18 protein-coding genes are annotated in these 24,829 nt (G+C 41.1%); 17 read left to right on the forward strand and 1 reads right to left on the reverse strand.

The window, feature by feature from the left end; all coding sequences use genetic code 11:
- Positions 1 to 2 precede the first annotated feature (2 nt).
- The 15 genes from IQ10_RS01100 to IQ10_RS01170 all read left to right on the forward strand — a co-directional run bounded on the left by IQ10_RS01100 (position 3) and on the right by IQ10_RS01170 (position 18,473).
- Positions 3 to 1,664: a sodium:solute symporter family protein gene (locus IQ10_RS01100; protein ID WP_144448636.1), complete on the forward strand. Its 1,662-nt coding sequence runs from the start codon at positions 3 to 5 to the stop codon at positions 1,662 to 1,664.
- On the forward strand, positions 1,627 to 3,552 hold the full coding sequence (locus tag IQ10_RS01105) for a DUF294 nucleotidyltransferase-like domain-containing protein (protein WP_242009655.1): 1,926 nt from the start codon (positions 1,627 to 1,629) through the stop codon (positions 3,550 to 3,552). Before IQ10_RS01100 ends, IQ10_RS01105 begins: the two co-directional genes overlap by 38 nt.
- 63 nt (positions 3,553 to 3,615) lie before the next feature.
- Positions 3,616 to 4,272: a 3'-5' exonuclease gene (locus IQ10_RS01110; RefSeq protein WP_367613644.1), complete on the forward strand. Its 657-nt coding sequence runs from the start codon at positions 3,616 to 3,618 to the stop codon at positions 4,270 to 4,272.
- A 97-nt stretch (positions 4,273 to 4,369) separates the two neighbouring features.
- The gene (gene spoIIID, locus IQ10_RS01115) at positions 4,370 to 4,657 is read left to right on the forward strand and encodes a sporulation transcriptional regulator SpoIIID (RefSeq protein ID WP_144448638.1); all 288 of its coding nucleotides are present in this window, start codon (positions 4,370 to 4,372) and stop codon (positions 4,655 to 4,657) included.
- Positions 4,658 to 4,766: 109 nt separating this feature from the next.
- Positions 4,767 to 5,771 carry a rod shape-determining protein gene (locus tag IQ10_RS01120; protein ID WP_144448639.1) on the forward strand — a complete coding sequence of 335 codons (1,005 nt, stop codon included), beginning with the start codon at positions 4,767 to 4,769 and terminating at the stop codon, positions 5,769 to 5,771.
- 204 nt (positions 5,772 to 5,975) lie between these two features.
- On the forward strand, positions 5,976 to 6,797 hold the full coding sequence (locus tag IQ10_RS01125) for a flagellar hook-basal body protein (RefSeq protein ID WP_144448640.1): 822 nt from the start codon (positions 5,976 to 5,978) through the stop codon (positions 6,795 to 6,797).
- A 125-nt stretch (positions 6,798 to 6,922) separates the two neighbouring features.
- Positions 6,923 to 7,765, forward strand: coding sequence for a flagellar hook-basal body protein (locus IQ10_RS01130; RefSeq protein WP_144448641.1), 843 nt, complete (start codon positions 6,923 to 6,925; stop codon positions 7,763 to 7,765).
- A 57-nt stretch (positions 7,766 to 7,822) separates the two neighbouring features.
- Complete coding sequence (locus IQ10_RS01135) at positions 7,823 to 8,155, forward strand: DNA-directed RNA polymerase subunit beta (RefSeq protein WP_144448642.1); 333 nt, start codon at positions 7,823 to 7,825, stop codon at positions 8,153 to 8,155.
- Between the two features lie 248 nt (positions 8,156 to 8,403).
- Positions 8,404 to 8,829, forward strand: a complete 426-nt coding sequence (gene fabZ, locus IQ10_RS01140; RefSeq protein WP_144448643.1) for a 3-hydroxyacyl-ACP dehydratase FabZ — start codon at positions 8,404 to 8,406, stop codon at positions 8,827 to 8,829.
- 399 nt (positions 8,830 to 9,228) lie between these two features.
- Positions 9,229 to 9,498, forward strand: a complete 270-nt coding sequence (locus tag IQ10_RS01145) for a DNA primase (protein ID WP_144448644.1) — start codon at positions 9,229 to 9,231, stop codon at positions 9,496 to 9,498.
- A gap of 220 nt (positions 9,499 to 9,718) precedes the next feature.
- Positions 9,719 to 11,314 (forward strand): C40 family peptidase, encoded by a 1,596-nt coding sequence (locus IQ10_RS01150; protein ID WP_242009656.1) that lies wholly within the window; start codon positions 9,719 to 9,721, stop codon positions 11,312 to 11,314.
- A 398-nt stretch (positions 11,315 to 11,712) separates the two neighbouring features.
- A complete protein-coding gene (locus IQ10_RS01155; protein WP_144448645.1) occupies positions 11,713 to 13,119 on the forward strand; it encodes an N-acetylmuramoyl-L-alanine amidase in 1,407 nt (468 codons plus the stop codon).
- A 140-nt stretch (positions 13,120 to 13,259) separates the two neighbouring features.
- Positions 13,260 to 15,191, forward strand: a complete 1,932-nt coding sequence (locus tag IQ10_RS01160; protein ID WP_144448646.1) for a 5'-nucleotidase C-terminal domain-containing protein — start codon at positions 13,260 to 13,262, stop codon at positions 15,189 to 15,191.
- 169 nt (positions 15,192 to 15,360) lie between these two features.
- A complete protein-coding gene (locus IQ10_RS01165; RefSeq protein ID WP_158639949.1) occupies positions 15,361 to 16,503 on the forward strand; it encodes an acyltransferase in 1,143 nt (380 codons plus the stop codon).
- A gap of 32 nt (positions 16,504 to 16,535) precedes the next feature.
- Positions 16,536 to 18,473, forward strand: a complete 1,938-nt coding sequence (locus IQ10_RS01170; protein ID WP_144448648.1) for a S8 family peptidase — start codon at positions 16,536 to 16,538, stop codon at positions 18,471 to 18,473.
- 227 nt (positions 18,474 to 18,700) lie between these two features.
- Here IQ10_RS01170 and IQ10_RS01175 read toward each other — a convergent pair whose 3' ends face one another.
- On the reverse strand, positions 18,701 to 19,723 hold the full coding sequence (locus tag IQ10_RS01175) for a C40 family peptidase (protein WP_158639950.1): 1,023 nt from the start codon (positions 19,721 to 19,723) through the stop codon (positions 18,701 to 18,703).
- Between the two features lie 650 nt (positions 19,724 to 20,373).
- On the opposite strand from IQ10_RS01175, the gene IQ10_RS01180 reads away from it, so the two are divergent.
- Positions 20,374 to 23,100: an S-layer homology domain-containing protein gene (locus IQ10_RS01180; RefSeq protein WP_144448650.1), complete on the forward strand. Its 2,727-nt coding sequence runs from the start codon at positions 20,374 to 20,376 to the stop codon at positions 23,098 to 23,100.
- Positions 23,101 to 23,287: 187 nt separating this feature from the next.
- A complete protein-coding gene (locus IQ10_RS01185; RefSeq protein WP_144448651.1) occupies positions 23,288 to 24,712 on the forward strand; it encodes a TolC family protein in 1,425 nt (474 codons plus the stop codon).
- Positions 24,713 to 24,829: the final 117 nt, after the last annotated feature.

Consider the following 24,829-nt stretch of genomic DNA (forward strand, 5'->3'; position numbering starts at 1 on the left):
AAATGGATCAACAATCACTCGTATCCGTCTTACTTATTTTAGCAACGTTTGGACTCTATATTGCTATTTCTGTCTATAATCGAGCAAAGGCAACATCTGATTTCTATGTAGCTAGTCGCGGAGTGCCGCCAATTTGGAATGGTATGGCAATTGGTGGTGACTGGATGAGTGCCGCATCCTTTATTGGGATGGCTGGTACAGTTATGCTTTTAGGTTACGACGGTTTAGCTTATATTATGGGCTGGACTGGAGGTTATTTATTCCTTACTTTTTTACTTGCTCCACAGCTTCGAAAATATGGTCGTTATACTGTACCAGAATTTATCGGTGACCGATTTGATAGTAATGCGGCTCGGTTAATTTCTGCCATTGCTACAATTATCATCAGTTTCACCTATATCATTGGCCAATTGTCAGGTACAGGCGTTGTTATTGGCCGAATTCTTAACATTGAAGCAATGTATGGCACGATGATCGGTGTTTTTGTTATCGCCATCTATGCAACGCTTGGTGGTATGAAAGGGATTACATGGACACAGGTAGCGCAATACATCATTTTAATTGTTGCTTATATTATTCCGATTGTGTTTATGTCGCTTCAAATAACGAATAACCCTCTTCCATGGTTAACTTATGGAAATGTTATAAATGAGATTGGTGCATTAGACAGAGAGCTCGGGTTCACTGAATATTTTGCGCCATTTGCAGAAAGTGAAAAAATACAATTTATTGCCTTAATGTTCACACTCATGGTGGGTACGGCGGCGCTTCCACATGTTATCGTTCGTTTTTATACGGTAGCAACAATGAAGGCTGCTCGTTGGAGTGGCGCATGGGCACTTATCTTTATTGCACTTCTATATTTATCAGCTCCAGCTTATGCAGCGTTCTCTCGCTTCATTCTTATGACACGAGTAGCAGAACAACCAATTGATCAGCTTCCAGCTTGGACAGAGACATGGGTTAACACCGGTCGCCTTCAAGTAGCTGATACGAATGGTGACGGCATTCTTCAATGGGCAGAGATTGTTATTTCGAACGATATTGTCGTAATGGCAACACCAGAGATTGCTAACCTTGGTGTATTTGTTATCGGTTTAGTCGCAGCAGGTGCGATGGCAGCAGCACTTTCTACAGCAGGTGGCTTGCTTATTACCATTTCGTCATCGTTTGCACATGATATTTATTATAGACTTATTAATCCGCAGTCGAGTGATAAGAAACGACTTGCCGCTGGTCGTTGGGCCATTGTCCTCTCGACTCTTGTCGCTGGGGTCATTGCCTTAGATCCTCCTGGGGTTATTACGCAAATTGTAGCATGGGCATTTGCGATTGCAGGTGGTACATTCTTCCCTGTCCTCCTTCTCGGTGTTTGGTGGAAGCGAGCAAATGCACAAGGTGCGATTGCAGGAATGCTCGTTGGGTTAGGGGTAACTCTTACTTATATTCTCATGGCTCAAAATGGAATCACAATTCTTGGTATTCAAGATACAGGTGCTGGTCTTATCGGTGTACCGATCAACTTTATTGTGACAGTGGTTGTAACATTAATGACGCCAGCTCCTTCTCAAAAATTACAGGATGAAGTCGTTGACCTCCGTTATCCAGAACAAATGAGCTATCGTGATGGCGAGGTTTGGATGGATGATGCATCTGGAAAATAACGAACTTAACGTTATTCGCAAGCACCCTTTATTTGTTGGACTTGAGGAATCTGAGTTCAGCGAATTACTGGGTGCCTGCGCACTCAAGCATTACGAAAAAGCCGAAAAGGTGCTCTATTCAAAGACACCGCGTGAGGGACTTCTGCTTATCCTAAAAGGGGTGGCAGAAGTTTTTGTGTCACGTAGCAACCAGCGGGAGGTCCTGGAAGTGCTACAAAAGGATGACATGATCGGTTTTTCAAGCTTGGCAGACTTTTTAGGGGAAAAAGCAGACAATCCCGAGCGTTATACAGTTGAAGTAAGGGCAGTCGAGGATTCAACATGCCTTCACATTCCATACCCTGTCATAGAAGCAAGATGGCATGACCCAGTTGTACGTGATTTTGTATTAAGACAAGCAACAGTTAGGCTTCGTGACATCTACGCTTCCTTTGCTGAACAAGTGAAGCTCGCCAATCAATGGGGAGAAAGTGAACCGTTTATACGTAGGATTCAAGATGTCATGATGGAACCGATAGTGGTCGTTGACATAGAAGACGATGTACAGGACGTTGCGGAGATCATGGTGCAAAAATCAACAAGCTCTGTTGTTGTTTTAAATGATAGTGATCAGTTAATTGGGATTATCACTGAAAAGGATCTAGTGCAGCGAGTGATTGCCAAAGGTCTTGGCATAGGGACAATTGCCAAGGATGTGATGACGCCTCATCCGTATATTATTTCCCGAGACGCCTATTATTACGAGGCAATGTCGAGTTTTCTGATGAACGGGATTAAGCATTTGCCAGTAATGGACGGAGGCCGTGTCATTGGGATGGTGACATTATCGGATTTACTCCGCAAGAAAAACCGTGGAATGATGGGCATTCTTCAGTCTGTTGAAGAATCAACCGCAGAGACATTTCATGAGCTAAAGCCTGCCATGTATGATGTCCTCGGTCATCTCATTTCTGATGGCATTCCAACGGTTCATACATTAGATGTCATGACAAAACTGTATGATCGTGTTGTGCGTCATGCCGTGGTGCTTGCTCTTCAGTCGCTGCGCGAAAAAGGAGAGGGAGAGCCACCGGTAGCTTTTGCATGGTACATGATGGGCAGTGGGGGCCGTGGTGAGCAATTTATGCTGACAGACCAAGATCATTTTCTCGTCTATGCAGATCCAGATTCAGCTAAAAAGCAGGAGGTCACAAGCTATTTTGAAAAGCTAGGAAAAGAAATTGTCACGCATTTAGAGTTAGCAGGCTACAAACGATGCCAAGGGCTGATGATGGCGAGTGAGGCCGTGTGGCGCGGGACGTTGACAGGTTGGCAAGATCGCCTTAGGGGTTGGGGACTGCGTGCAACCAATGACAACCTTCTGCTAGCCCATAATTTCTTATCATTTAGATGTCTGTATGGTGATGAAGTCCTGCACGATCAATTCGTAAAAATGGTGAAGGAACAAATGACGACTTCAAGAATTTTTTTGTACAGAATGGCCGAAATAGAAAAAGAGACGCCTGTACCAATGCTGGATCACCCGATTCGTGCTCTTTTCCGGATGAAGCGAGAGGCGATCGATATTAAAAAGCATGCCCTTTTTCCTCTGCATCATTGCCTGCAGTTACTTGCAGCCCAGCATGAAATGATTGGCGGCAAGCCACTGGAATTAATCGAAAAGTTAAAAGAGAAAAATGTTTTATCAGCGCAAACAGCAGAAGACCTTCGCTTTGCTTATGAGGTTGTGCTACGTATTCGTGTTGAAAAAGCTTGGAATGCTTATCAGCTTAATGAGGCAACAACAAGTGAAATCCAGTTTAGTCATTTGCGTACAAAAGATAAAGAAGAGTTGATGATGGCATTAAAGACCATACGTAGCCTGCAAAATCAAACGCTTGCTTTTTAAACGATAGCCGAAAGATGTCGAAAAATGTGCTGGAAAGGGGATCTGACCCCGAGGAGGTGGATGATGTTTTGGAAGAAGCCGTTATTGCCACACTTCGTAAAGGAATATCCACTTAATACGCCCCTAAAAGATTTGACCTTTACCGTATTTGATACAGAAACGACAGGTTTTGCAGTCGGTTCAAAAGATCGGCTTATTGAGATTGCGGCCGTACACGTTAGGCAACTAGAAGTAACAGAAGAAACGTTTCGATTGTATGTCAATCCAGAAAGAGAGATTCCTACAGAGATAACCGAGCTCACTAGTATTTCCAGGGAAACAATTGAAGATGCACCGAACTCACTTGAAGCAATCAAAGCTTTTTTAGCCTTTAATGAACAAGGTGATAGCGGTATTTGGGTAGGCCATTACATCAGCTTCGATGTAATGGTTCTAAAGAAGGGGGCGCAACGTCATCAACATCGAATAGAGCTGCCTATTTGCGTCGATACCCTCGATCTAATTGGATTTATCAATCCCTCGAAGCACATGTTTGATTTAGAAAAATATGCAAGTCAATTTGGAACGAGGATGTATGAAAGGCACCAAGCATTAGGCGATGCACTAACAACGGCTCATCTCTTTTGTGAACTCCTGTATCTACTTGAACAAAGAGGAAAGCGTACATTTGCTGATCTGATTGAAATCAGTGAAATGAATAGTCGAACGATCCAATTCTAAAGAAGTCGCGCTCGTCCCTTGAATAAGATGGTATATCTACACATTCCCCCTAATAAACTGTACCAATCACCAACACAGAATTAGGGAGGCGAGTCGTGTGCACGATTACATCAAAGAGCGAACCATCAAGATAGGTAGGTATATTGTCGAGACGAGAAAAACGGTGAGGACGATTGCAAAGGAATTTGGCGTCTCGAAAAGTACTGTACACAAGGACCTCACAGAACGTTTGCCAGAGATTAACCCCGATCTTGCCAACGAGGTGAAGGAAATCCTTGAATACCATAAATCGATTCGTCACCTAAGGGGTGGTGAGGCGACGAAAGTGAAGTATAGGAAAACTCAAGATATGCCAATTCATCCAATTGTGAAATCACGTAACTAAAATTATGAAAAACACATCCCTGTTCGAACATTCTGTGATAAAATTAACAATTAGGTAAATCGTAATATTAAATACGATTGATGTTCGGAAAACAGGGAGGCAAGGAATCATGTTTGGTCGAGATATTGGAATTGATTTAGGTACTGCAAACGTCCTTATTTATGTGAAGGGCAGCGGCATTGTTTTAAATGAACCATCTGTTGTTGCCATTGAGACAACAACAAAACGAGTGCTAGCCGTAGGGGAAGAAGCGTTTCGCATGGTTGGACGTACACCAGGAAATATAGTTGCTTTACGCCCGATGAAAGACGGGGTCATCGCAAACTTTGAAATGACCGAATCAATGCTAAAACACTTCTTAGGCAAGATTAACGTCAAAAATCTTTTCACGAAGCCGCGCATTCTGATTTGTTGTCCAACGAATATTACATCTGTTGAACAGAAGGCAATTCGTGAAGCGGCTGAGAAAAGTGGCGGGAAGAATGTATATTTGGAAGAGGAGCCGAAAGTTGCTGCAATTGGAGCTGGAATGGACATTTTTCAACCGAGCGGTAACATGGTCGTAGACATAGGCGGTGGGACAACAGATGTTGCTGTTCTTTCGATGGGTGATATCGTCACCGCCTCTTCCATTAAAGTAGCTGGTGATCGCTTTGACGCTGACATCTTAACGTATATTAAGAAGAAATATAAGCTTCTTATCGGAGAGAGAACAGCGGAAAATATTAAAGTACAAGTAGCGACTGTATTTCCAGGTGCACGTCATGAAGAGATTGACATACGCGGACGTGATATGGTCAGTGGACTTCCACGTACAATTACGGTACACTCAAAAGAGATTCAAGAAGCATTAACAGAGTCAGTCTCCTATATTGTACAAGCCTCAAAGCAGGTACTTGAACAGACGCCTCCAGAGCTATCTGCGGACATTATTGATCGCGGTGTCATTCTTACAGGTGGAGGAGCGCTCCTACATGGTATTGATCAGCTTTTAGCAGAGGAGTTAAAGGTTCCTGTTCTCGTAGCAGATGAGCCAATGAACTGTGTAGCAAAAGGAACAGGTATTATTTTGGAAAATTTAGACCGTATGTCAAGTAAAAAAATTCGTTTATAGAATTGAATAAATGATACTTACGTCGTGAGGGGAAAAGAACTTGGTTAAGGACACCCACGTCTTGAAAGAATTTCGGCTAAAAACGCTCGCGTCGTGTGAGCAACACCAAGTACCCTCATCTTAAAAAGATGAAACTCGGAAAACCACTCGCGTCCTGCGAGTAACGCCGAGTACCCTCGTCACGAGGGCAGAGGAGGATTTACGATGCTTCGTGGAATGTATGGTGCTGCAGCAGGGATGATCGCGCAGCAACAACGTCAAGAAATGTTGACAAATAATATTGCCAATGCGAATACACCAGGATTCAAGGCAGAGCAAGCATCTTTGCGATCATTTCCAAACATGCTGATCCATGCAATGGGTACAAATAGTGTACCGAGAGGGCAAGCACCTGCAATTGGTACATTGACAACGGGTGTTTATTTGCAAGAACGCATGCCAAATTTCCGTCAAGGAGATTTGATGGAGACAGGTAATAACACGGACATTGCCTTGCTGCAAGGTGTTATGCCGCCAACTGAATCAGGTCGACCTGGTGCTCTGTTTTATACTGTACAGAATGAAAATGGAGAGTTACGTTATTCACGTAACGGAAATTTTACAATAGATGGGCAAGGCTTCTTAATAACGACAGATGGCCATTATGCCCTTGATACAGCAGGTGAGCCTATACAAGTTGATAACGAAGAGTTTCAGATTAATGATGCTGGTTTAATTATAGGTGAAGGCGGCGCAGCCATCGCTCAATTAAATGTCGCTTATGCCGAAGATCCGCTCCAGCTTGTTAAAGAAGGAAGTGGGCTTCTCCGTTTTGAAGGTGAAGGAGAGCTTCCGACTGCTATTGGGAATGACGCGATTACGTATCAATTGCAGCAAGGCTTCCTAGAACGTTCGAATGTGGATGCTGCGCAAACGATGACGGAGATGATGAGTGCGTATCGCTCTTTTGAAGCAAATCAGCGCATCCTTCAAGCATATGATCAAAGTATGGAAAAAGCAGTTAATGAGATCGGACGAATTGGCTAATCACACGTAGCAAAGTAACTTTTATTACTACTGCGGTATGCTACACTACCCCTCATGAAATTCATGAAGCATAGTGTGATAAGCCGCGCCATATCTTTAACTTTAAGTGAAAACGAGGGATAACGATGAATACATCGATGATTTCTGCTTCTGTTACAGCAGGGCAGCTGCAACGCAAGCTCGATACCATTTCTCAAAACATAGCGAATACGAATACAACTGGTTATAAGCGCCGTGAAACGACGTTTTCTGATTTACTCTTTCAGCAAGTAAACAACCAGTCGAATCCTAATTTTGAAGCAGGTCGCTTAACACCAAACGGTTTGCGCGTTGGATCAGGGGCGAGAATCGCTCAGACGGCTCTACGTCTTGAGCAAGGATCTTTGATTCAGACAGGTAGAGAACTAGACTTTGCGATAACAGAAAAGGACCACTTCTTTCGCATTGGGACGATCGAAAACGGGGAGCAGGTCGAACGTTTATCGAGAGATGGTGCTTTCTATTTAAGTGAGGATCCAGACAATCCTGGCTTACTTACAATTGTGACGAGCAATGGCGATTTCTTATTAAATGGTGGATTTGAACGTATAAATGTGCCGATGAATTTTGAGTCGCTTCAATTAACAGAACAAGGTATATTAACAGCTACGTTAAATGATGGTACTGTTGAAGAACTTGGGCAACTTGCTTTGACTCGTGTTTTGAAGCCGCAGTTGCTTGAATCGATCGGTGATAACCTGTACGGCATTCCCAACTTAGCTGCACTAGGATTTGCTGAAGGGGATGTCCTTGAAGAAGTACCAGGAAATGAAGGTCGCATTATGCAAGGCTCTCTTGAAGGGTCAAATGTTGATCTTAGCAGAGAGATGAATGAATTACTATCAACACAGCGCCATTATCAATTCAATACACGTGCGATTTCTATGGCTGACGAAATGGCTGGGCTTATTAACGGCATTCGCAGGTAATAAAGTCGCAGGCGATCACCTATGATGCGTAGGCTGAGTGGATTTGAGGAGAGAACGATGACTGAACAAGAATTAGAGAAGCAAAAGCAAACAAAAGACGTAGAACATACTGAGGAGAAAGACTTGTCTCAGGAAGCGAATACTAGTCAAAGTGAGAAACAGCTTGAGAACGACGAAAACATTAAGCGCCATGATCGCAGAGTGCGAAAACCGCGCTTAAGAATCTTTCCAATTTGGCTACGTATCCTCGTGTCAATCGTCTTAATTGGTGGGAGTCTCCTGCTTGGCATAATTTTTGGCTACGGAGTGATCGGTGATGGAAATCCTACAGATGCCCTCAGCCTAGAGACGTGGTATCATATTATTAACATCATTCGGGGCAAAGAATAAATTCCCTCGGATGATTTTTTTTAATCTACTCATTATGTTTTCCTAAGTTTTATGGAAAAGGTACATCTAAAAACAGATCCAATTTTTACTTCCTCCTTCATTATCGCCAATACCACTTCTTTTCATTCTTTTCCCTTTTAAAAAAGTTTAGGATATGCCTAGATTAGTTATCACTCGCTGCCAAACGCCAATCAGTCCAAATTGTGGTATAATGATCAACATGAAATTGTTCTGAGAGGATGAGCGTCATGCTAACTATTGAAGAAATTAAAGAGATTATTCCTCACCGTTATCCTTTTTTATTAATTGATCGAATTGAAGAGGTAGAGGAAGGCAAGCGAGCTGTTGGTTTGAAAAACGTGAGTGCAAATGAAGAATTTTTTAATGGGCATTTTCCAGAATATCCCGTCATGCCAGGTGTTCTTATTATTGAAGCGCTTGCTCAGGTTGGTGCCGTGGCGATTTTGAAAAAGGAAGAAAATCGCGGGAAGCTGGCTTTTTTTGCAGGAATCGATAAGTGCCGATTTAAAAAACAAGTGAAGCCAGGTGATCAACTTCGCCTAGAAGTGGAAATTACACGTGTAAAAGGACCAGTTGGCAAAGGTCATGCCGTAGCCACAGTTGATGGAGAAATTGCAGCAGAGGCTGATATTACGTTTGCCATTGGGAAGTAATCACGAATATTTTTATGTCTTTTGTTCTTTATAGGGCCTATATAGACCCATTCAAGCTGTTGAAAAAGTAATTTCAACAGCTTTTTTTTCATGTAAATCTAGAAAAAAGGTGTAGCAACCTATAGAGAATAAAATATAGACTTGATTCATTGACTAAAAGCGAATCGGTAATTGAACGACATAAATTGTCAATATCGGCAGCAATGCGAAATTTTGAGCATATCCTTTGACATCATTGTGAAAAATAGTGTGATAAGTTGTGAAGTTAGTTATAGATTGCCAAAAAAGACAGGAAGGCATAGACAAGAACGACTAGACTTGATAAGATACACTCAGACTAACAAAAGGGAAATTGAATAATGAATTGTTAGTCATATATTAAATTTGGGGGTAATAATTATGAAAAAGAAGTTTTTAATGACAACAGCAGCAGCTGTATTATCACTTTCAGTATTAGCAGCATGTGGCGGAGCAGAAGAAGAGCCAGCAGTAGATCCAGCTGTAGAAGATCCAGCAGTTGAAGAAGCACCAATTGAAGAGCCAGCTGTCGACGAGCCAGCAATTGAAGAAGATATCGAACAAGATGTTGAAGAAGGTACAGATGCAGACGTTGAAGCAGACGCTGACGTTGAAGCAGATGTAGAAGTTGAAGAAGAAGCTACTAACTAATTTTGCTTCTCATATATAAGCCTATCACCTTTTGGTGGTAGGTTTTTTCATTATTAGGAAGGCTTACTAAGACTCCTTAACGTCTCTTGAGTTATGGCAACGATCCTCACTAAAAAGCAATAAACGACATCGACAGTCACAATTGCCTATAGACAGCCTGGTAATGAAACAAGTAAAATGAAAGAAAATTGCAATAGATGATGAAAGGTGGGATCTGTAAATGTACGACGTTGAAGTGGACCAAAACCATTCAACAGTTGAAGGGAAAAATAGGTTACAGACTGTACAAGTACATAGAAACCCAAATATTGCTCCACCGAAAATGAAACATATGATGCTTTCCTCGACGGTCGCTACGGGTCTTTTTTTTAGTGCGCCATTAATAACGGAAGCAGCTCTTGGTGATCAGCCTTTGACAGAGGGGATGTCACATCCAGATGTAAAGCAACTGCAGGAGGCCCTAAAGGATAAAGGTCATTTCACCTATCATACGGCGACAGGCTATTACGGTTCTATTACAGCAAAGGCCGTAGCTGATTTTCAGCGTGCACACGGACTACCTGTTAATGGACAAGCTACGAGAGCAACATTAGATCAAATCCTGGCACAATCGCAGGTTTCATCTAAGAGTGCTACAGCTAACGCTTCCTTATCAACACAGCAGGTCCTCAGACAAGGGACAAGCAGTAGTCAAGTGGGGAGTCTGCAGCGTCAGCTTAAAGAAGCGGGTTATTTTAAGCATGAGGTTACAGGCTACTATGGTCGAATTACAACGGAAGCAGTTCGATCTTTTCAACGTGCAAACAGGCTAACAGTAGACGGGATTGCTGGTCCGAAGACATTGAATGCTTTGCAGAATGCGACAGCTGTTACAATGGAACAGGTCCAGCCATCACCTGCACCAACTACGTCAAGTGCAACGCCTGCACAATCAAATACGGTTATTCGTGTAGGATCAACAGGACAAGCTGTAGAAAGACTTCAGCAAAGACTACGTGACCTAGGCTATTTTCAAGGCACGGTAAATGGTCAATTTAATGAGACAACAAGCGAAGCTGTTAGACGTTTTCAACAACAACAGCGTATTAGTGTAGATGGGATCGTTGGGCCGCAAACCTGGAGAGCGCTTGACTCGGCATCAGTTGTAGCCCCTGCAAAGCCATCAGCGTTGACGCCGGCTCCATCCACTCCAGCGCAAACTGGTTCGACGTCAGGGTCAACGGTGTTGCGTGTGGGTTCGCAAAGTCCAGCAGTATCAAATCTTCAATCACAACTTAAAGTAATTGGCTTATTTAACCAGAACCCGACAGGTTATTTTGGGACGATTACGGAACAAGCTGTGCGTGCTTTTCAACGTCAGCAAGGACTGACACCAGACGGCATTGCGGGTCCGAAAACAGTTCAGCTCTTAAATCAGCTTGCGGGTAGTCCTGCACCAGCAGAAGCGACAAATTCGTTTAATGTGATGAATCTCGTGGCTGATGCCTCTGAGCAGTTAGGGGTACCATATGTGTGGGGTGGAACGACGACAGCAGGCTTTGATTGCAGTGGGTTCCTACAATATATATTTGCGAAAAGTAACGTTTCAATTCCGCGTACGGTAGCAAGCATGTGGGAAGTTGGAACTTCCGTTGGAGAGCCACGTATAGGGGATCTCGTATTCTTTACAACCTATGCACCAGGTGCTTCTCATGCAGGTATTTACATTGGCAATGGCCAATTCGTTCATAGTGGAAGCTCCACAGGAGTGACGATTGCCAATATGAGTACGAAATATTGGAATGATCGCTATATCGGAGCGAAGAGACTGCATTAATATGAAATAAAAAAGGGAGACTCAAAAGTTAGTTGACATCATGCTGCAACTTTTCATTTGAGTGTCCCTTTTTGTATGTAAAAAACTTAAATTGATAGCTATATTAATGAAAGAAAACGACTGATGACCCTCGAAATAACACACTACAATTAGACCTCACACTACACAATATTACAAAAAAGCGAACGAAATGTGCAAAAGTAATGTAATTGTAATGTAAAATAAGACAAATTCACCATCATTTTGCCGGCAATCTATGTTACCATTTCGAATAGACAGGTATGAGTCATTAAAGTTATTCTACCCATTTATGATTCCAATTAAACAACAAACAATAAATTAATTAATCTAGCACGCTTTGATAGACTCATAGATTTTTAAAAGAATGGAGTGTAGTAATGCGCAAGAGTACGTTAGTAACAATGATTTTGGCTTTGCTTTTTGTCTCTTTCTTGCCAAATGGACAAAACGTAGCTGAAGCAAGCGGCCCATTCTCGGATATGCCTGCATATGGAGGCAGTGAGATCCAGCGTCTTAACAATGATGGAATCTTAATCGGGAATCCTGATGGCACGCTTAGACCGAATGATCGTGTCACTCGAGCTGAAGCGGTAACGTTAATTGGACGAGCCCTTGAGCTAAATGGTACGCAAAGAGCAACGAAATTCTCAGATGTCCCCTCGCGCCACTATGCATCAGGGTACATAGCAGAAGCTTCTGAACGTGGAATTGTCGCAGGTACAACGACGACGACATTTTCACCAAGTAATCATGTCACCCGCTCACAGATGGCTGTATTCTTATCACGTGCTTTCAACATCACACAAACGCGTCCAGATGTGATGTACCGAGATGTCCAAGCCAATACATTTGGTGCACAGGCCATTAATGCGATCACGACAGCACGAATCTCAGCAGGATATCCGAACGGAACGTTTGGTCCATCAAACGGGACTACTCGTTTAGAATTTGCTCTCTTTCTTGCTAGAGCACTTTATCCTGAGTTTAAACTAGCAGCATATCAACCTAATCAGGGTCTACTAGATGCTAATGCGACAAGAGCGGTTGTCTACAATGCACCAGAAGGCCTGAATGTTCGCTCTACTCCAGATACGAGTCGTGCCCCGATCGCCAGACTTCAAAATGGAGATGTTGTTCAATACTACGCAACAACAGGTAATTGGGCAGTCTTCACTTTTGAAGGGCAAACAGCCTATGTATCTCTTTCCTATCTTCGTGGACCATCTAGCGGCTCAACGTCACTCGCTGGTAAAGTGATTGTTGTCGACCCAGGGCATGGAGGAAAGGATCCAGGTGCAGTGGCAAATGGGGTAAGGGAAAAGGATGTCGTTCTCTCTGTTGGACTTAAGCTAAAGCGTAAGCTAGAAGCTGCAGGTGCAACAGTTGTTATGACTCGTTCCACAGACGTTTTTATTGAATTAAGCCAACGTGCTGCAATTGCCAATAATCGCAATGCAGATGCATTCATTAGCATTCATGCAAATGCAGCGGGCGCTAGTTCAGCAAGTGGCTCAGAGACATTTTGGAATTCTACTCATGCTAGCTCAGACAGCAAAAAGCTAGCAGAAGAAATTCAACGTGAAATGATTAAGGCATTAGATACGAGAGATCGCGGAGTCAAGCAAGGAAACTTCTCAGTTATCCGTAATTCACGTATGCCAAGTGTGTTAGTTGAGCTCGGATTTATAACAAATGCAACTGAAGCGAAAAAACTAGCGAGCAATTCCTTCCAAGAGGACGCTGCGGATGCCATTTTCAAAGGCGTTTCTAATTTCTATAAATAAGGAAATAGGCTGTTAAACCAATATAATGGTTTAGCAGCTTATTCTTTTAATAGGAAGAAAATTATCGTGGAACTGTGATTTATATCCAACAATTATGGTATAATTTCATATAAATCAATCATTGGAACGGAGGGTTTTGGATGAAAAAAGGATTCATTAGTTTCCTTGTTTTGCTGCTAACATTTACATATGCAAATGAAACACTAGCGAATGGAAATCCGCAAAAAGCAGTGACGCGTGGAGAGTTCATCACAGAGCTATTGCAAACACTAAATGTAGATGTTTCTCACTATGAGAACCTTGAAGAAGCACGTTTTCTTGATGTTTCTCCTGAATTAACGCCGTATGTTGAAGCAGCGATTACACTCGGGATTACGAACGGAATAAGTGAGACAAGCTTTGGTGCTAATGAGAAGATCACTCGTGAACAGGCATATGTCTTCTTGATTCGTGCTCTAAATCTATCAAGTGAATACGACACGGACATCATAGAAACATTTAGAGATTCGAACAAAATTAGCAGCTGGTCAAAACAAGAAATAGCAGCAGCAATTGAACTAGGTTTATTACAAGGGTATACTGATCGATCCCTTCATCCAAAAGCCAATTTACAATATCGCCACATGGAATTAATCTTAAAACGTTATCATCAAAATTTTGAACGCGTTTCAATCGTACATACAAACGATTTACACGGACGTGTCCTATATAACGCAGATAATGGCGAAATGGGCTTAGCAAAAATATCTTCCGTTATAAACGAAGTTCGTATGGCAAACCCGAACACATTTGTTTTTGACATGGGTGATACGTTCCATGGTACGAATTACGTCAACTTAAATGAAGGCCTTGCAGCGGTTGATGCAATGAATGAAATTGGTTATGACGCAATGGTACCAGGTAACCATGATTTTAATTTTGGAAGCGATCATTTAGTCGAATTAAACACATTAACCGATTTCCCGATTCTTAGTGCAAATGTAATTAATGAAGAAACGGGTGAGACGATTCTTCCACCATATGAAGTCGTCGAAATGGCAGGAAAAACGTATGGACTGATCGGCATTACCGCACAAGATACAGTTGTGAAAACTCATCCAAACAATATTGCAGGATTAACATTTAATGCTGAAACAGACGTAGCTGCCCAGTATGTAGAACAATTACAAGACGAAGTCGATCACATAATCCTGTTGTCACATGCAGGCTATGAGATTGACCAAGAGATTGCTGAACAAGTAGAAGGTATTGATATTATTTTAGGTGGACACAGTCATACGACAATTGAGAAGCCAGAGCTTCATAACGGCACATATATTACACAAGCTTTCGAGCATGGTAAAGCATTAGGTGTCGCGCACATGGTCTACTTTGAAGATGAATTAATTGGCGTACAAGGGCATCTTGTTCGTGATCAAGCAGATCTTGGAGAAGACGCGACCGTTTCTTCTATTCTTGATGGTTACGCAGCAGAAGTGGAAGAGGTATATTCTCAAGTAATTGGTACAATCGAAACAGACTTAAATGGTGCACGTGAATCTGTTCGGGTGGAAGAAACAAACCTTGGGAATACAATCACAGATGCGATGCGACAAGTTGTGGAAGCTGATATTGCGTTAACAAACGGTGGGGGTATTCGTGCCAATATTGATGCAGGCGAAGTGACATTCGGTGATGTGAACACAGCATTTCCATTCCCGAACTTCGTCATTGCACTTGAGCTAACAGGAGAGCAAATTTTAAATAGCTTAGAGCATTCCGTTCGCTTATATCCAGAGCAAAATGGTGGCTTTCTGCAAACATCTGGACTCACCTTTAGCTTTGATCCGAGCCAACCCGCTGGCTCGCGAATTGTGGAAGCACATGTAAATGGTGAAGCCTTACAGTTAGATCGGCATTATATAGTTGCCACAAACGACTTTACAGCAGCTGGTGGTGATGGCTATGAGTGGTTCACCGAAGGCACCCTTGTAGCTGACACTGGTGAATACTTGAGCACCGTATTAATTGATTACATCCGCTCAGGCAAGCCAATTCCAGGCGTTGAAAACCGCATTCAGGTCGTCCAATAATAGTAGAAAAAAGATGAGGATGACAAGACTTAGTCATTCTCATCTTTTTGTAAAATGTGAGAAAGTATCGACTTGCTTACCATTATCTTCTGCAATTTCAAGCATTGATTTAGGGTAGAGGAGTAGTACACTAATATTAATGATAGATCAAGAGTTAAAAGGAGATAAGATGAGTAAACAAGCGAAGAAACAACTACAGGAAATAGTCATCATACGAGCCATTGCCATTCTTGCTGTGCTCATGGTTCATTCCACATCTGTTACGATTATCGAGTTAGTACCTGACTCAAATGCTTTTGTATTTTTTAACGCAATCAATACGTTCTTTCGATTCGGGACACCAACATTTATTTTGTTAAGTAGCCTCGTTTTATTCTATAGCTATTATCATAAGCCATTGTCGAGACAGCTTATTCATAAATTTTATTCAAATAGACTTTTATATATTCTACTCCCATATTTGATCTTTTCTTTCATCTATAATGGGATACGGACTGAGTATTTTCAAACGTACGAGAGCTTTCAAGAATTCATTAGCACCTTTACCGAAGAGCTCTTATTAGGGAATGCATATACACATCTTTATTTTGTCTTTATTAGTATTCAATTCTTTTTACTCTTTCCGTTGCTGCTGGTCGTTTTGAAAAAGTGGCCTGCACTAACGAAGCATTTAATCTGGATTGGATTTGTCATTCAATGGACGTTTGTCTTTTACAATTGCTTTGTATGGCAATACCCAGACACAGGAAGTATTTCTTTATCTTATATGTCTTATTATTTAACAGGTGCATTTATAGGTATTTATTATGCAGACATCAAAGCGTGGATCAAAACGAGACAATGGCTTGTTGCTGGCTTATTTGTCGCTTGGTTGGCAGCAGTAATCGGTCATATCTCGATTTGGCATAGCACACGAGTACTAGGCAATGCCTTTCACTCACTTCTGTACACATTCATGTGGAATGCTCATACGATCCTAACAGCGCTTCTATTAATATATCTCTCCGTCGTAATTGTTAAAAAAGCACCAGCATGGATCACTGGGAGTCTAATGAAATTAGGCTACTTATCATTTGGTATCTACTTAATCCATCCTCTTTACTTATTCTACTTTAGAGAGTATGTTGATCCAGGTGGAAACATGACCTTGTATTACTTATTTATCGCGGGGAGCTTCTTTGGAGCGCTACTCATATCAGGATTAATTGTGTACCTAATTTTGTATAAATTCAAATGGGGCTGGGTCTTTTTCGGTGCAAGACCGAGAATAAACAAACGAGAGATCAATAAAAACAATGCACCTGCACCGTAACAGATAAGATGTGAAAATTGGGGGAACAATCAATGTTCAAGAAAAAATGGCTTCATATCGTCGCAATCGTCATGCTTTTATTTGTACTGCATGATCAGACAGCACAAGCAAGTGAAAACAAACGATACATTATCGGATTTGAACCAGAGATTCAAGAAGATCTACTTGAGCCATTTTCAGAAAGAATCTACCAACGACTCGAACGTATTCAAGCCGTCGCAATCGAGCTTTCCCCAACTGAGGTTCATTTGTTTGAGCAAAGCGAGTACGTATCGTACATTGAAGAGGATGAGCCTGTGAAAGTGAAGAGCCAAGTCGTTGATTGGGGAGTAAAAGCCGTTGGATCTTCTTCTGTATGGGAAAATGGATTAACAGGAAAAGGCGTAAAGGTCGCGATTCTCGATACAGGAGTTAACGCCAATCACCCTGATTTAAGGGTTGTCAAAGGACAGTCATTCGTTAGCTACACTGATTCCTATCAAGACGATAACGGGCATGGCACCCATGTAGCAGGAATCATTGCAGCCCTAAATAATAGCATCGGTATTGTTGGGGTTGCACCAGAAGCATCCATTTATGTTGCTAAAGTTCTTGATGAAAACGGCGATGGCTTCACGTCTAATGTTGTTAAAGCAATTGAATGGTCGCTTAATCAAGGTGTTAATATTATTAATTTAAGCATGGGTGGGAAGACTTCTTCTCGCCATTTAGAAGCTGCTCTAGATGACGCCTATCAACACGGTGCACTGATCATTGCCGCAGCTGGAAACCAAGGCAATGCAAGCGGAACAGGGGATACGGTTGATTTCCCGGCTGCTTATGAAAGCGTGATTGCAGTCGCTGCAATCGATCAGCAAAATCGCCGTGCGTCGTTCTCAGCAACTGGTCCAGCCGTTGAAGTAGCGGCGCCGGGGGTCGCTATTCGCAGTACGTATTTGAACAACGAATATGTCCAAGTACACGGAACATCGATGGCAGCCCCTCACGTTACAGGACATCTTGCATTACTCAAGCAAGCGTATCCGAACGCTACGAACGTTCAATTAAGACAAATGCTTAGGGAGCAAACCGTAGACCTTGGACCTATAGGCCGCGACCCTCTCTACGGCTTTGGCCGAATTGCAATACCTTCGACGCTTCGTGTGATCGAAAGACCACTTTCTCCGAGCAATGTCGCAGTCTCAAGCCTTGGCTGGGAAGGAGGCTTGGCACAGGTTGAAATGACGTGGTCAGCCGCTACGACAGGAGAAAAGGCAGTAGAATATCAAATTTATCGCAACAATGAAAAGCTCGTCAAAACAGAGACGACCACGACAAGCTATATAGACGAAGTGGGCGAAGGGGAATACACGTACACAGTAACGGCTATTGGCGAAGACGGACAAGAATCAAAAAAACCAGCAGGAGTATCGATTATCATTCAGAAGGAAAAGGAACCAGTCATCACCCCATCATTTACTGATATGACTGGAGATGAATGGTACGCTTCTTCTATCAAACTACTAGTAAGAGAAGGTATTATCCAAGGCTACCCAGATGGAACAGTCAGACCTCATCAAACGATTACTCGCGGAGAAGCCGCTGTGATGATGACAAGAGCATTAAAGGAACAAACAGCACCATATAGGGAAGCATTTACAGATGTCAGACCACAAAGTTACACGGCAGAATACATTCAAGCCATGACTAGTAAAGGCATTTTCGGTGGATATAGCGACGGTACCTTCCGCCCAAATACATCGATCCAACGAGGGGAAGTGGCAACAATTTTGAATCGAGCCTATCGATTTACCCCAGTATCACATGTAAGCTTTCCTGATGTTTCAAAAGATTATTTTGCTTATACAGACATCACCATTGTAGCTGGAGCAAATATTGCAAGAGGGATGCCAGACGGAACTTTTAAGCCGAGAAGCCCTGTCACAAGAGCAGAGTTTGCCTCATTTTTAACGAGAGCACTTGCTTACTAATCTGCCTTTTTTATCCAACTGGAAACGAACCAACTTCTCATAAAATATAGACCAAAAAAGCTCGTTTAGGATGAAGCCTAGACGAGCTTTTTTCATGTGAAGTTGGTTCGTTTTAAGTTGAACAGAAAAAAAGTGTTTTTCATTCTGATTTGAGGGCAGAGGGTCATGAAATGTTAATGACAGAACCAAAAAAGACCACCTGCTTCTTTAGCAGATGATCTCCTCTATTAATGATGAAGAGTCGTATGTAGAATTTTCGAAAATTCAGCACGAGTAACGTGACCTGAAGGACGATATGTACCATCATCAAAGCCTTGAACGATTCCGCTTGCTTGAAGAGCATGGATCTCTTCGTATGCCCAATTTGATTGATCGACATCAGTAAAAGTAGAAGCAGAAGAAGCAGATAATGTTTCTGCATTAACTAGATCAAATGCTTTTGCGAAAAGAACGGCAATTTCTTCACGTGTAACGGGTTGATTCATATTGAATGATCCGCCTTCAATATAAGAGAAATAACCTGCGCGTTCCATTGCTGCAATAGAAGACGCTGACCAGTGATTAGCTGGTACATCACTATAACCAGTCGTACCATCCGAAGTAGGTAAGCTTGTTGCACGAGTAATTAATGCGGCAATTTGAGCACGTGTGACCTTATCATTTGGTGCAAACAGACCGTCGCCGTAACCTGTAATCATATTCCCTTTTGAAAGCACCTTTATTTCGTTAAAAGCCCAGTGGGTAGGAAGAACATCACGGTATTCCCCTTCGCCAAGAACACGAGCAGGTTCAGCTTTTTTAACAGCTACCTCAACCGTTTCATCCTTAATCACTCTTTTTGCGCCTAAGTAACGAGATCCCCAGTAGTAAGGATCATTTACTGATGAAATGGTAATTCCATTTGAAGAAGAAGCGTGAATAAATTTGCCATCTCCTACATATATTCCTGAGTGGGATGGACCAGGTTTGTATGTTTCAAAGAAAACCAGATCACCTTTTTTTAAATCAGACTTTGCAATTGCTCTACCTGTATTGTACTGTTCACTTGCAGTACGAGGCATTGATACACCAACTTGATTCATCACATAACGAATGAAGCCAGAGCAATCGAAGCCACTTGGAGTCGTTCCGCCGAATCGGTAAGGAACACCTAATTGTTCTTTCGCATAACTTACTACGTTATCTCGCGTACTTGCTTCTGCTGTGTGCGTCTGAATCACGGTCGTAAATAATAGAGCAAACACGATCATAGGGATAAACTTCCTTAACATACTACTATACACTCCTCTTTGAAACTTCTTAAAAAAATGACAATATCTATATAAATCATGTTTATTTCTTCATGAACTGGGTAAGTACGAGATTTAGTTTATCACAGAATTTTGTCTTTTTATGTTACAAGTTGGTAACAAACTCTCTAAATGCAACTATTACATTTTAAAAACTATTAGGTAAAACAAGAAAAAATATTCCCCAATTTTCATAGAAGAAATACGCAATGTTTAATGAAAGACTTCGAAAATATGAATGACTACATAAATTTGACAAAACTATTGAAATTTATATAACTTCATGTAAAATAAGACTTAACTGCCTTTCCTTATTATGAGAGTCATTGTGAAATCTTAGTGCTTTAGCCATAACTTTTTCATAGTGGTTGACATTGTTTGGAATGGAAATTATACTAATCTTGCAAGTCTTACACCCTGATATTTACTAATGTTAAAGAGAATAGCGCTATCCGAGTTTTTTTAACAATTAACTCTGAAACGTTCATCCTATTACTATCGAACTTCAACGCAGCATGGACCGACCTACTAATCAGATAGTAGACGCTCTTTAGCAATTAGTAGAAATACGTACATTCAATTGTACATAATTTAAAGGAGGATTTACCCACATGGCTTATCAACCTAAGTCTTACCGTAAGTTTTTAGCAACATCTGTAACAGCTGCAATGGTAGCTACAGTTGCTGCACCATTCGCAACACCTGCTCAAGCAGCAGCGAATTTCCCTGATGTACCTGCAACTCACTGGGCTGCAGACGCAATCGATTACCTTGTAGAAAAAGGTGCACTAGAAGGCCGTCCTAATGGTACATTTGATCCAGCAGCTTCTATTACTCGTGGTGAAGCAGCTAAGATCCTTGCTATCACTCTTGGTCTTGAAGTAGATTTAAACGCAAAGACAAACTTTGCTGATGCAGCAAATCACTGGGCTTCTCCATACATCGCAGCGATTCAAGAGCAAACTGAAGATGTAATCAATGGTTATGAGAACGGTACATTCCGTCCAAACAACAACATCACTCGTCAAGAAATGGCGAAAATGGTTGTAACTGCTTATGGTCTTGAGCTTAACGAAGAAGCAGATGTATCATTCAATGACAACACTGGCTGGGGTGCAGAATATGTAAGTGTTCTTGCTAGCCTTGGAATCGTTGAAGGTATCTCAACAGGAACATTTGCTCCTAACGGTCTAGTAACTCGTGCACAAACTCCTGTATTCGTTCAACGTACAGAAGTTCCAGAAGTGCGTGTAGAAGTTCCTACAAAAGAACCAGTAGTAGAAGTTCCAGCTGAGCTTGCTGTTTCTTCTGTAACTGCAGTTAATGATACAAAACTTGAAGTTACGTTCAACAAAGCAGTTGATGCTGATTTAGCAGTTGAAATTGAAAAAAGTGGCAAGCGTTTTATTGCTTTCCACGGTGGTCAAACTGCAAAGACTTCAGGTGTTATTCAATCTTCAACAATTAGTTTTAATGCGGATCGTACTGTAGCATCTGTTATTCTAGATACTATTCCTAATACTGATATTAATTATACTGTTGCATTAATTGATGGTGATAATAATCAAGTTGCATCATTAGTTGCACAGTCTACTGCATCTGTTCTTAAACAAGGTGCAACACAACCAGAAATTACTGTTAATGCAGCTCAAGATAAAGTTATCTTAAAGTTCAACGAAAAAATGTCAGCTGCTGCTCTTACAAACGCTAATTACACAGTTTTTGAAAATAACACTTCGCTAGGATTGTTAACTAATTTTGTAACTGGTGCTGGTCAATGGGTAGATTCAACAGCAAAAACTTCAGTTGAATTTAAGTTAGACAAAGCTGCTTTAAATAAACTTTTAGCAGGCAAAACGTATAGAATTCAAGTTGCTCCTGCTGTTGAAACAGATAGAGGTACTGCTTTGTCTGAAACACAAAGAACAATTTCAGTACAAACACCTGCTATTTCAGAAGCACAACCAGTAGCACGAATTGCTCGTGTTGTAAGTTCTACTGAAATTGCTCTTACATTTGACAAAGACTTAGCTGCTCCAAACTTTAATGCAAGTCAAGTTACTGTAAAAACACCAAGTGGTCAAAATGTTGCTGTAACAGGCGTAACTGCAGGAACTAATCCAAAAGAACTTCTTGTTACTGTAAGTGGGACATTAGATACAGATTTAACTTATACAATCGATCTTCCTGCAAACGGCGTAGCGAATGCAGTATTCCCTAATGCTTCAAATAAAGAAACAGTGAATCTTAGAGCACAAGCTCAAGCAGATATTGAAGTACGAAGTGTTTCTGCACGACTTGTTCCTCAAGTGGACAATAAAAATAAAGCAGATCTTTTGCTTACATTTGACCAACGTGTAGATGTTGCCAATTTTGCAGGCAAAACAGATGGATCAGTTGTAATTAAAGATGGCGGAGATACATTTACGTTTACTTCTAATACTAGTGGTGTTGCTTTGTACCCAGGTGATACAACTGGTAAAACAATTATTATTAAAGATGTGAATGCATCATTTGCTGATAGTGGAACGGCATTCGTACCAGAAGCTGGTACAACTTATGAAGTTGAGTTGGCAGTAGGTGCTGCGAAAACAGATACTGGTGTTAAGACAAACCTAGAAAAACTAAAAACAACTTTAACTGGATTAAGTGTTGCAGCTCCGACGTTAGATAAAGTTCGTCTTGAGTCTGCAGAAAGAATCGTTCTTGAATTTAAAGAAAATATTGATGCTAGTAACTTAAAAGCATCTGATATTACAGTTAAAGGATATGAAAGATATAGAGGCGGAAACTTCAGTGAACTTATTAATCTTAGAGGCGACTCTCAAGTTAAATTTACTGCAAGTGGAAATACATTAACGATTACACCTGCTGTTTCTGATGTTAAATTTGCTACAGAGAATGTTCTTGATCTTGTACAAATTGCAGCAGATTCAATTAAGAGCAGCGGTAGTGGTGTAGAGAATTTAGCGCTAAATACTGCATCTGTAACAGCTAATAATGTTATTGACCGTGCTGCACCTGTTATGATTGGAGCAGTAAAAAATGATGCTGATACACTTGAAATTACTTACAGTGAAGCTGTAGCACTTAAAGGTAGCGATGTACCTAGATCAGCATTACAATTCACAGTAGAAAATGCAAGCAAAAACGCTCATGGAACTTTTGCTACTGTAGCTGCAGACACAATTTTAGTTGATTTCTCTGAGGTTGACACATTTAAGTCAGATCTTGATCTTTCAAATGTTAAAGTTGTATACACTAAAAATGCAACTGTAACTGTTCAAGATACAAAAGGTAACGAAGCAAGTTCACAAACAATTACTGGTATTAAGTAATTTGTAGAACGTTATGACATTATGAGAGTTATCGCATTAAGCGGTAACTCTCTTTTTTATGTCATTGCTCTTCTTTTAATGTCAATTTCGGTAACAGTACATTTTTAAAGATGTTTATCATTTGCATATGGTATAGTAGGTATAATTAAACAGTAGAGGAAAAAGGAATTTCGAGAGGAGAATAGATGTGAAGAAGTTTGCGATAATGATGCTGAGTGCTAGTCTTTGCTTTTCAATGATACAGCCTGATGTGTTAGCTGATGGTGTAGAGAAAGAAAAGGATATTTTGTCTGAGGTTGAGAATGTTTCAACGTTAACGATTGATAATGTTGTTGAACGTGGTCTCAAACGACAATCTTTGCTTTTATTGTTAGGTTATCAAATGGAGATCATCGAAAATCAACAGAATCAAATAATTCGAGATCGTGATAATACGAGCTGGGATTTGGTTGATGCCAAGGATGATCTAGATGAAATGAGAGATAGAAGAAATGATTTAAATGAAGGGATTAATGGTCTTAAAGCTCAAATAGAAGCTATTGAAGCAGAGATGGCGAGTGTACAAGAAGAACTAGCTGCTCTTGATCCTAACTCGCCAAATTATTCAATCGATTTACTTGAAGGACAGTTAGCTCTTTTACAACAGGAGCTTGCTAGATTGCAATTAACGATGACTGAAAGTGAGCTTGAGCAAGCAAAGGGTGGTCTCGATCAGGGGATTGCGGTGTTTGAAGCTCAAATTGAGGCCTTAGAGGACGCGCTTTATCAGCTTCAACTTGCCATACAACAGCTTAGTTCAGGTAAGATCCAATTGACATTTGAAGTCGAAGAATCGACATTGATGCTAGAAACGATGTTAAAGTCAAACTTTGTCCAGTTATTATCAACCGAAAAGCAAAATGACTTCACACAACAAGCATTAGATCAAAAGGAAAAAGAAATGAAAAAGATGAAGCGTCAAGTTGAGCTTGGTCTCGTGTCTGCCTATGAGCTTGAGCAAGCTGAACGTGATTTCGCAAGCCAAAAAAGAGACCTTGAACAGGCAAACAAAGATTTTCAAAGAGAATTAGCAAAGCTTGCTCTTGATATTGGCGTTCAATACCACGAAGATCTTGAACTTGAGCCTGTATCTGTTACTAGTCTCCGTCCACTTAAATCAAATAATAATATTGATCAACTCGTAAATAACTCTTATGCGATGCGCAAAGCTGAGCAAGATTTAGCAATGGCCAAATTGGAAGTTGATCATGTTAAAAATAAAAGAGATGTCAGTTCATATGAAATCAATCAAGCAGAACTAGCTGTTAAAGTAGAAGAAGAGAATATGAGGCAGTTGAAGCGAGATCTAAAGGAGAACATCGATGATCTTTATTATGACGCTGCAAAAGCCTATGAAGCGGTTGAAAAGGGGAAACGTGAGCTTCGTTATGCAGAGAGTGATTATAGTAAGTTGAAGCGTCAATATGAAATTGGTTTAATCTCTGCTTTTGTGTATAATCAAGGTGAAATACAAGTGAAGCAGGCTGCATTTGAACTACAAATGGCAGAATTAAGCTATTATTTATTGCTAGAGCAAGTAGAAGCGATGCAAAATGGTCTCATTCAGCCGTAACCGTAATCATATTATATTGTAAGAGGAACCTATTCTGTTTAGGTTCCTCTTTTTTAACGTTCAATGGAAGATGTATAAATAACGAATGATTTACTAACTGCACTTATTTCAACCAAA

Source organism: Halalkalibacter nanhaiisediminis (assembly GCF_007830185.1).
GTDB lineage: Bacteria > Bacillota > Bacilli > Bacillales > Bacillaceae_D > Halalkalibacter > Halalkalibacter nanhaiisediminis.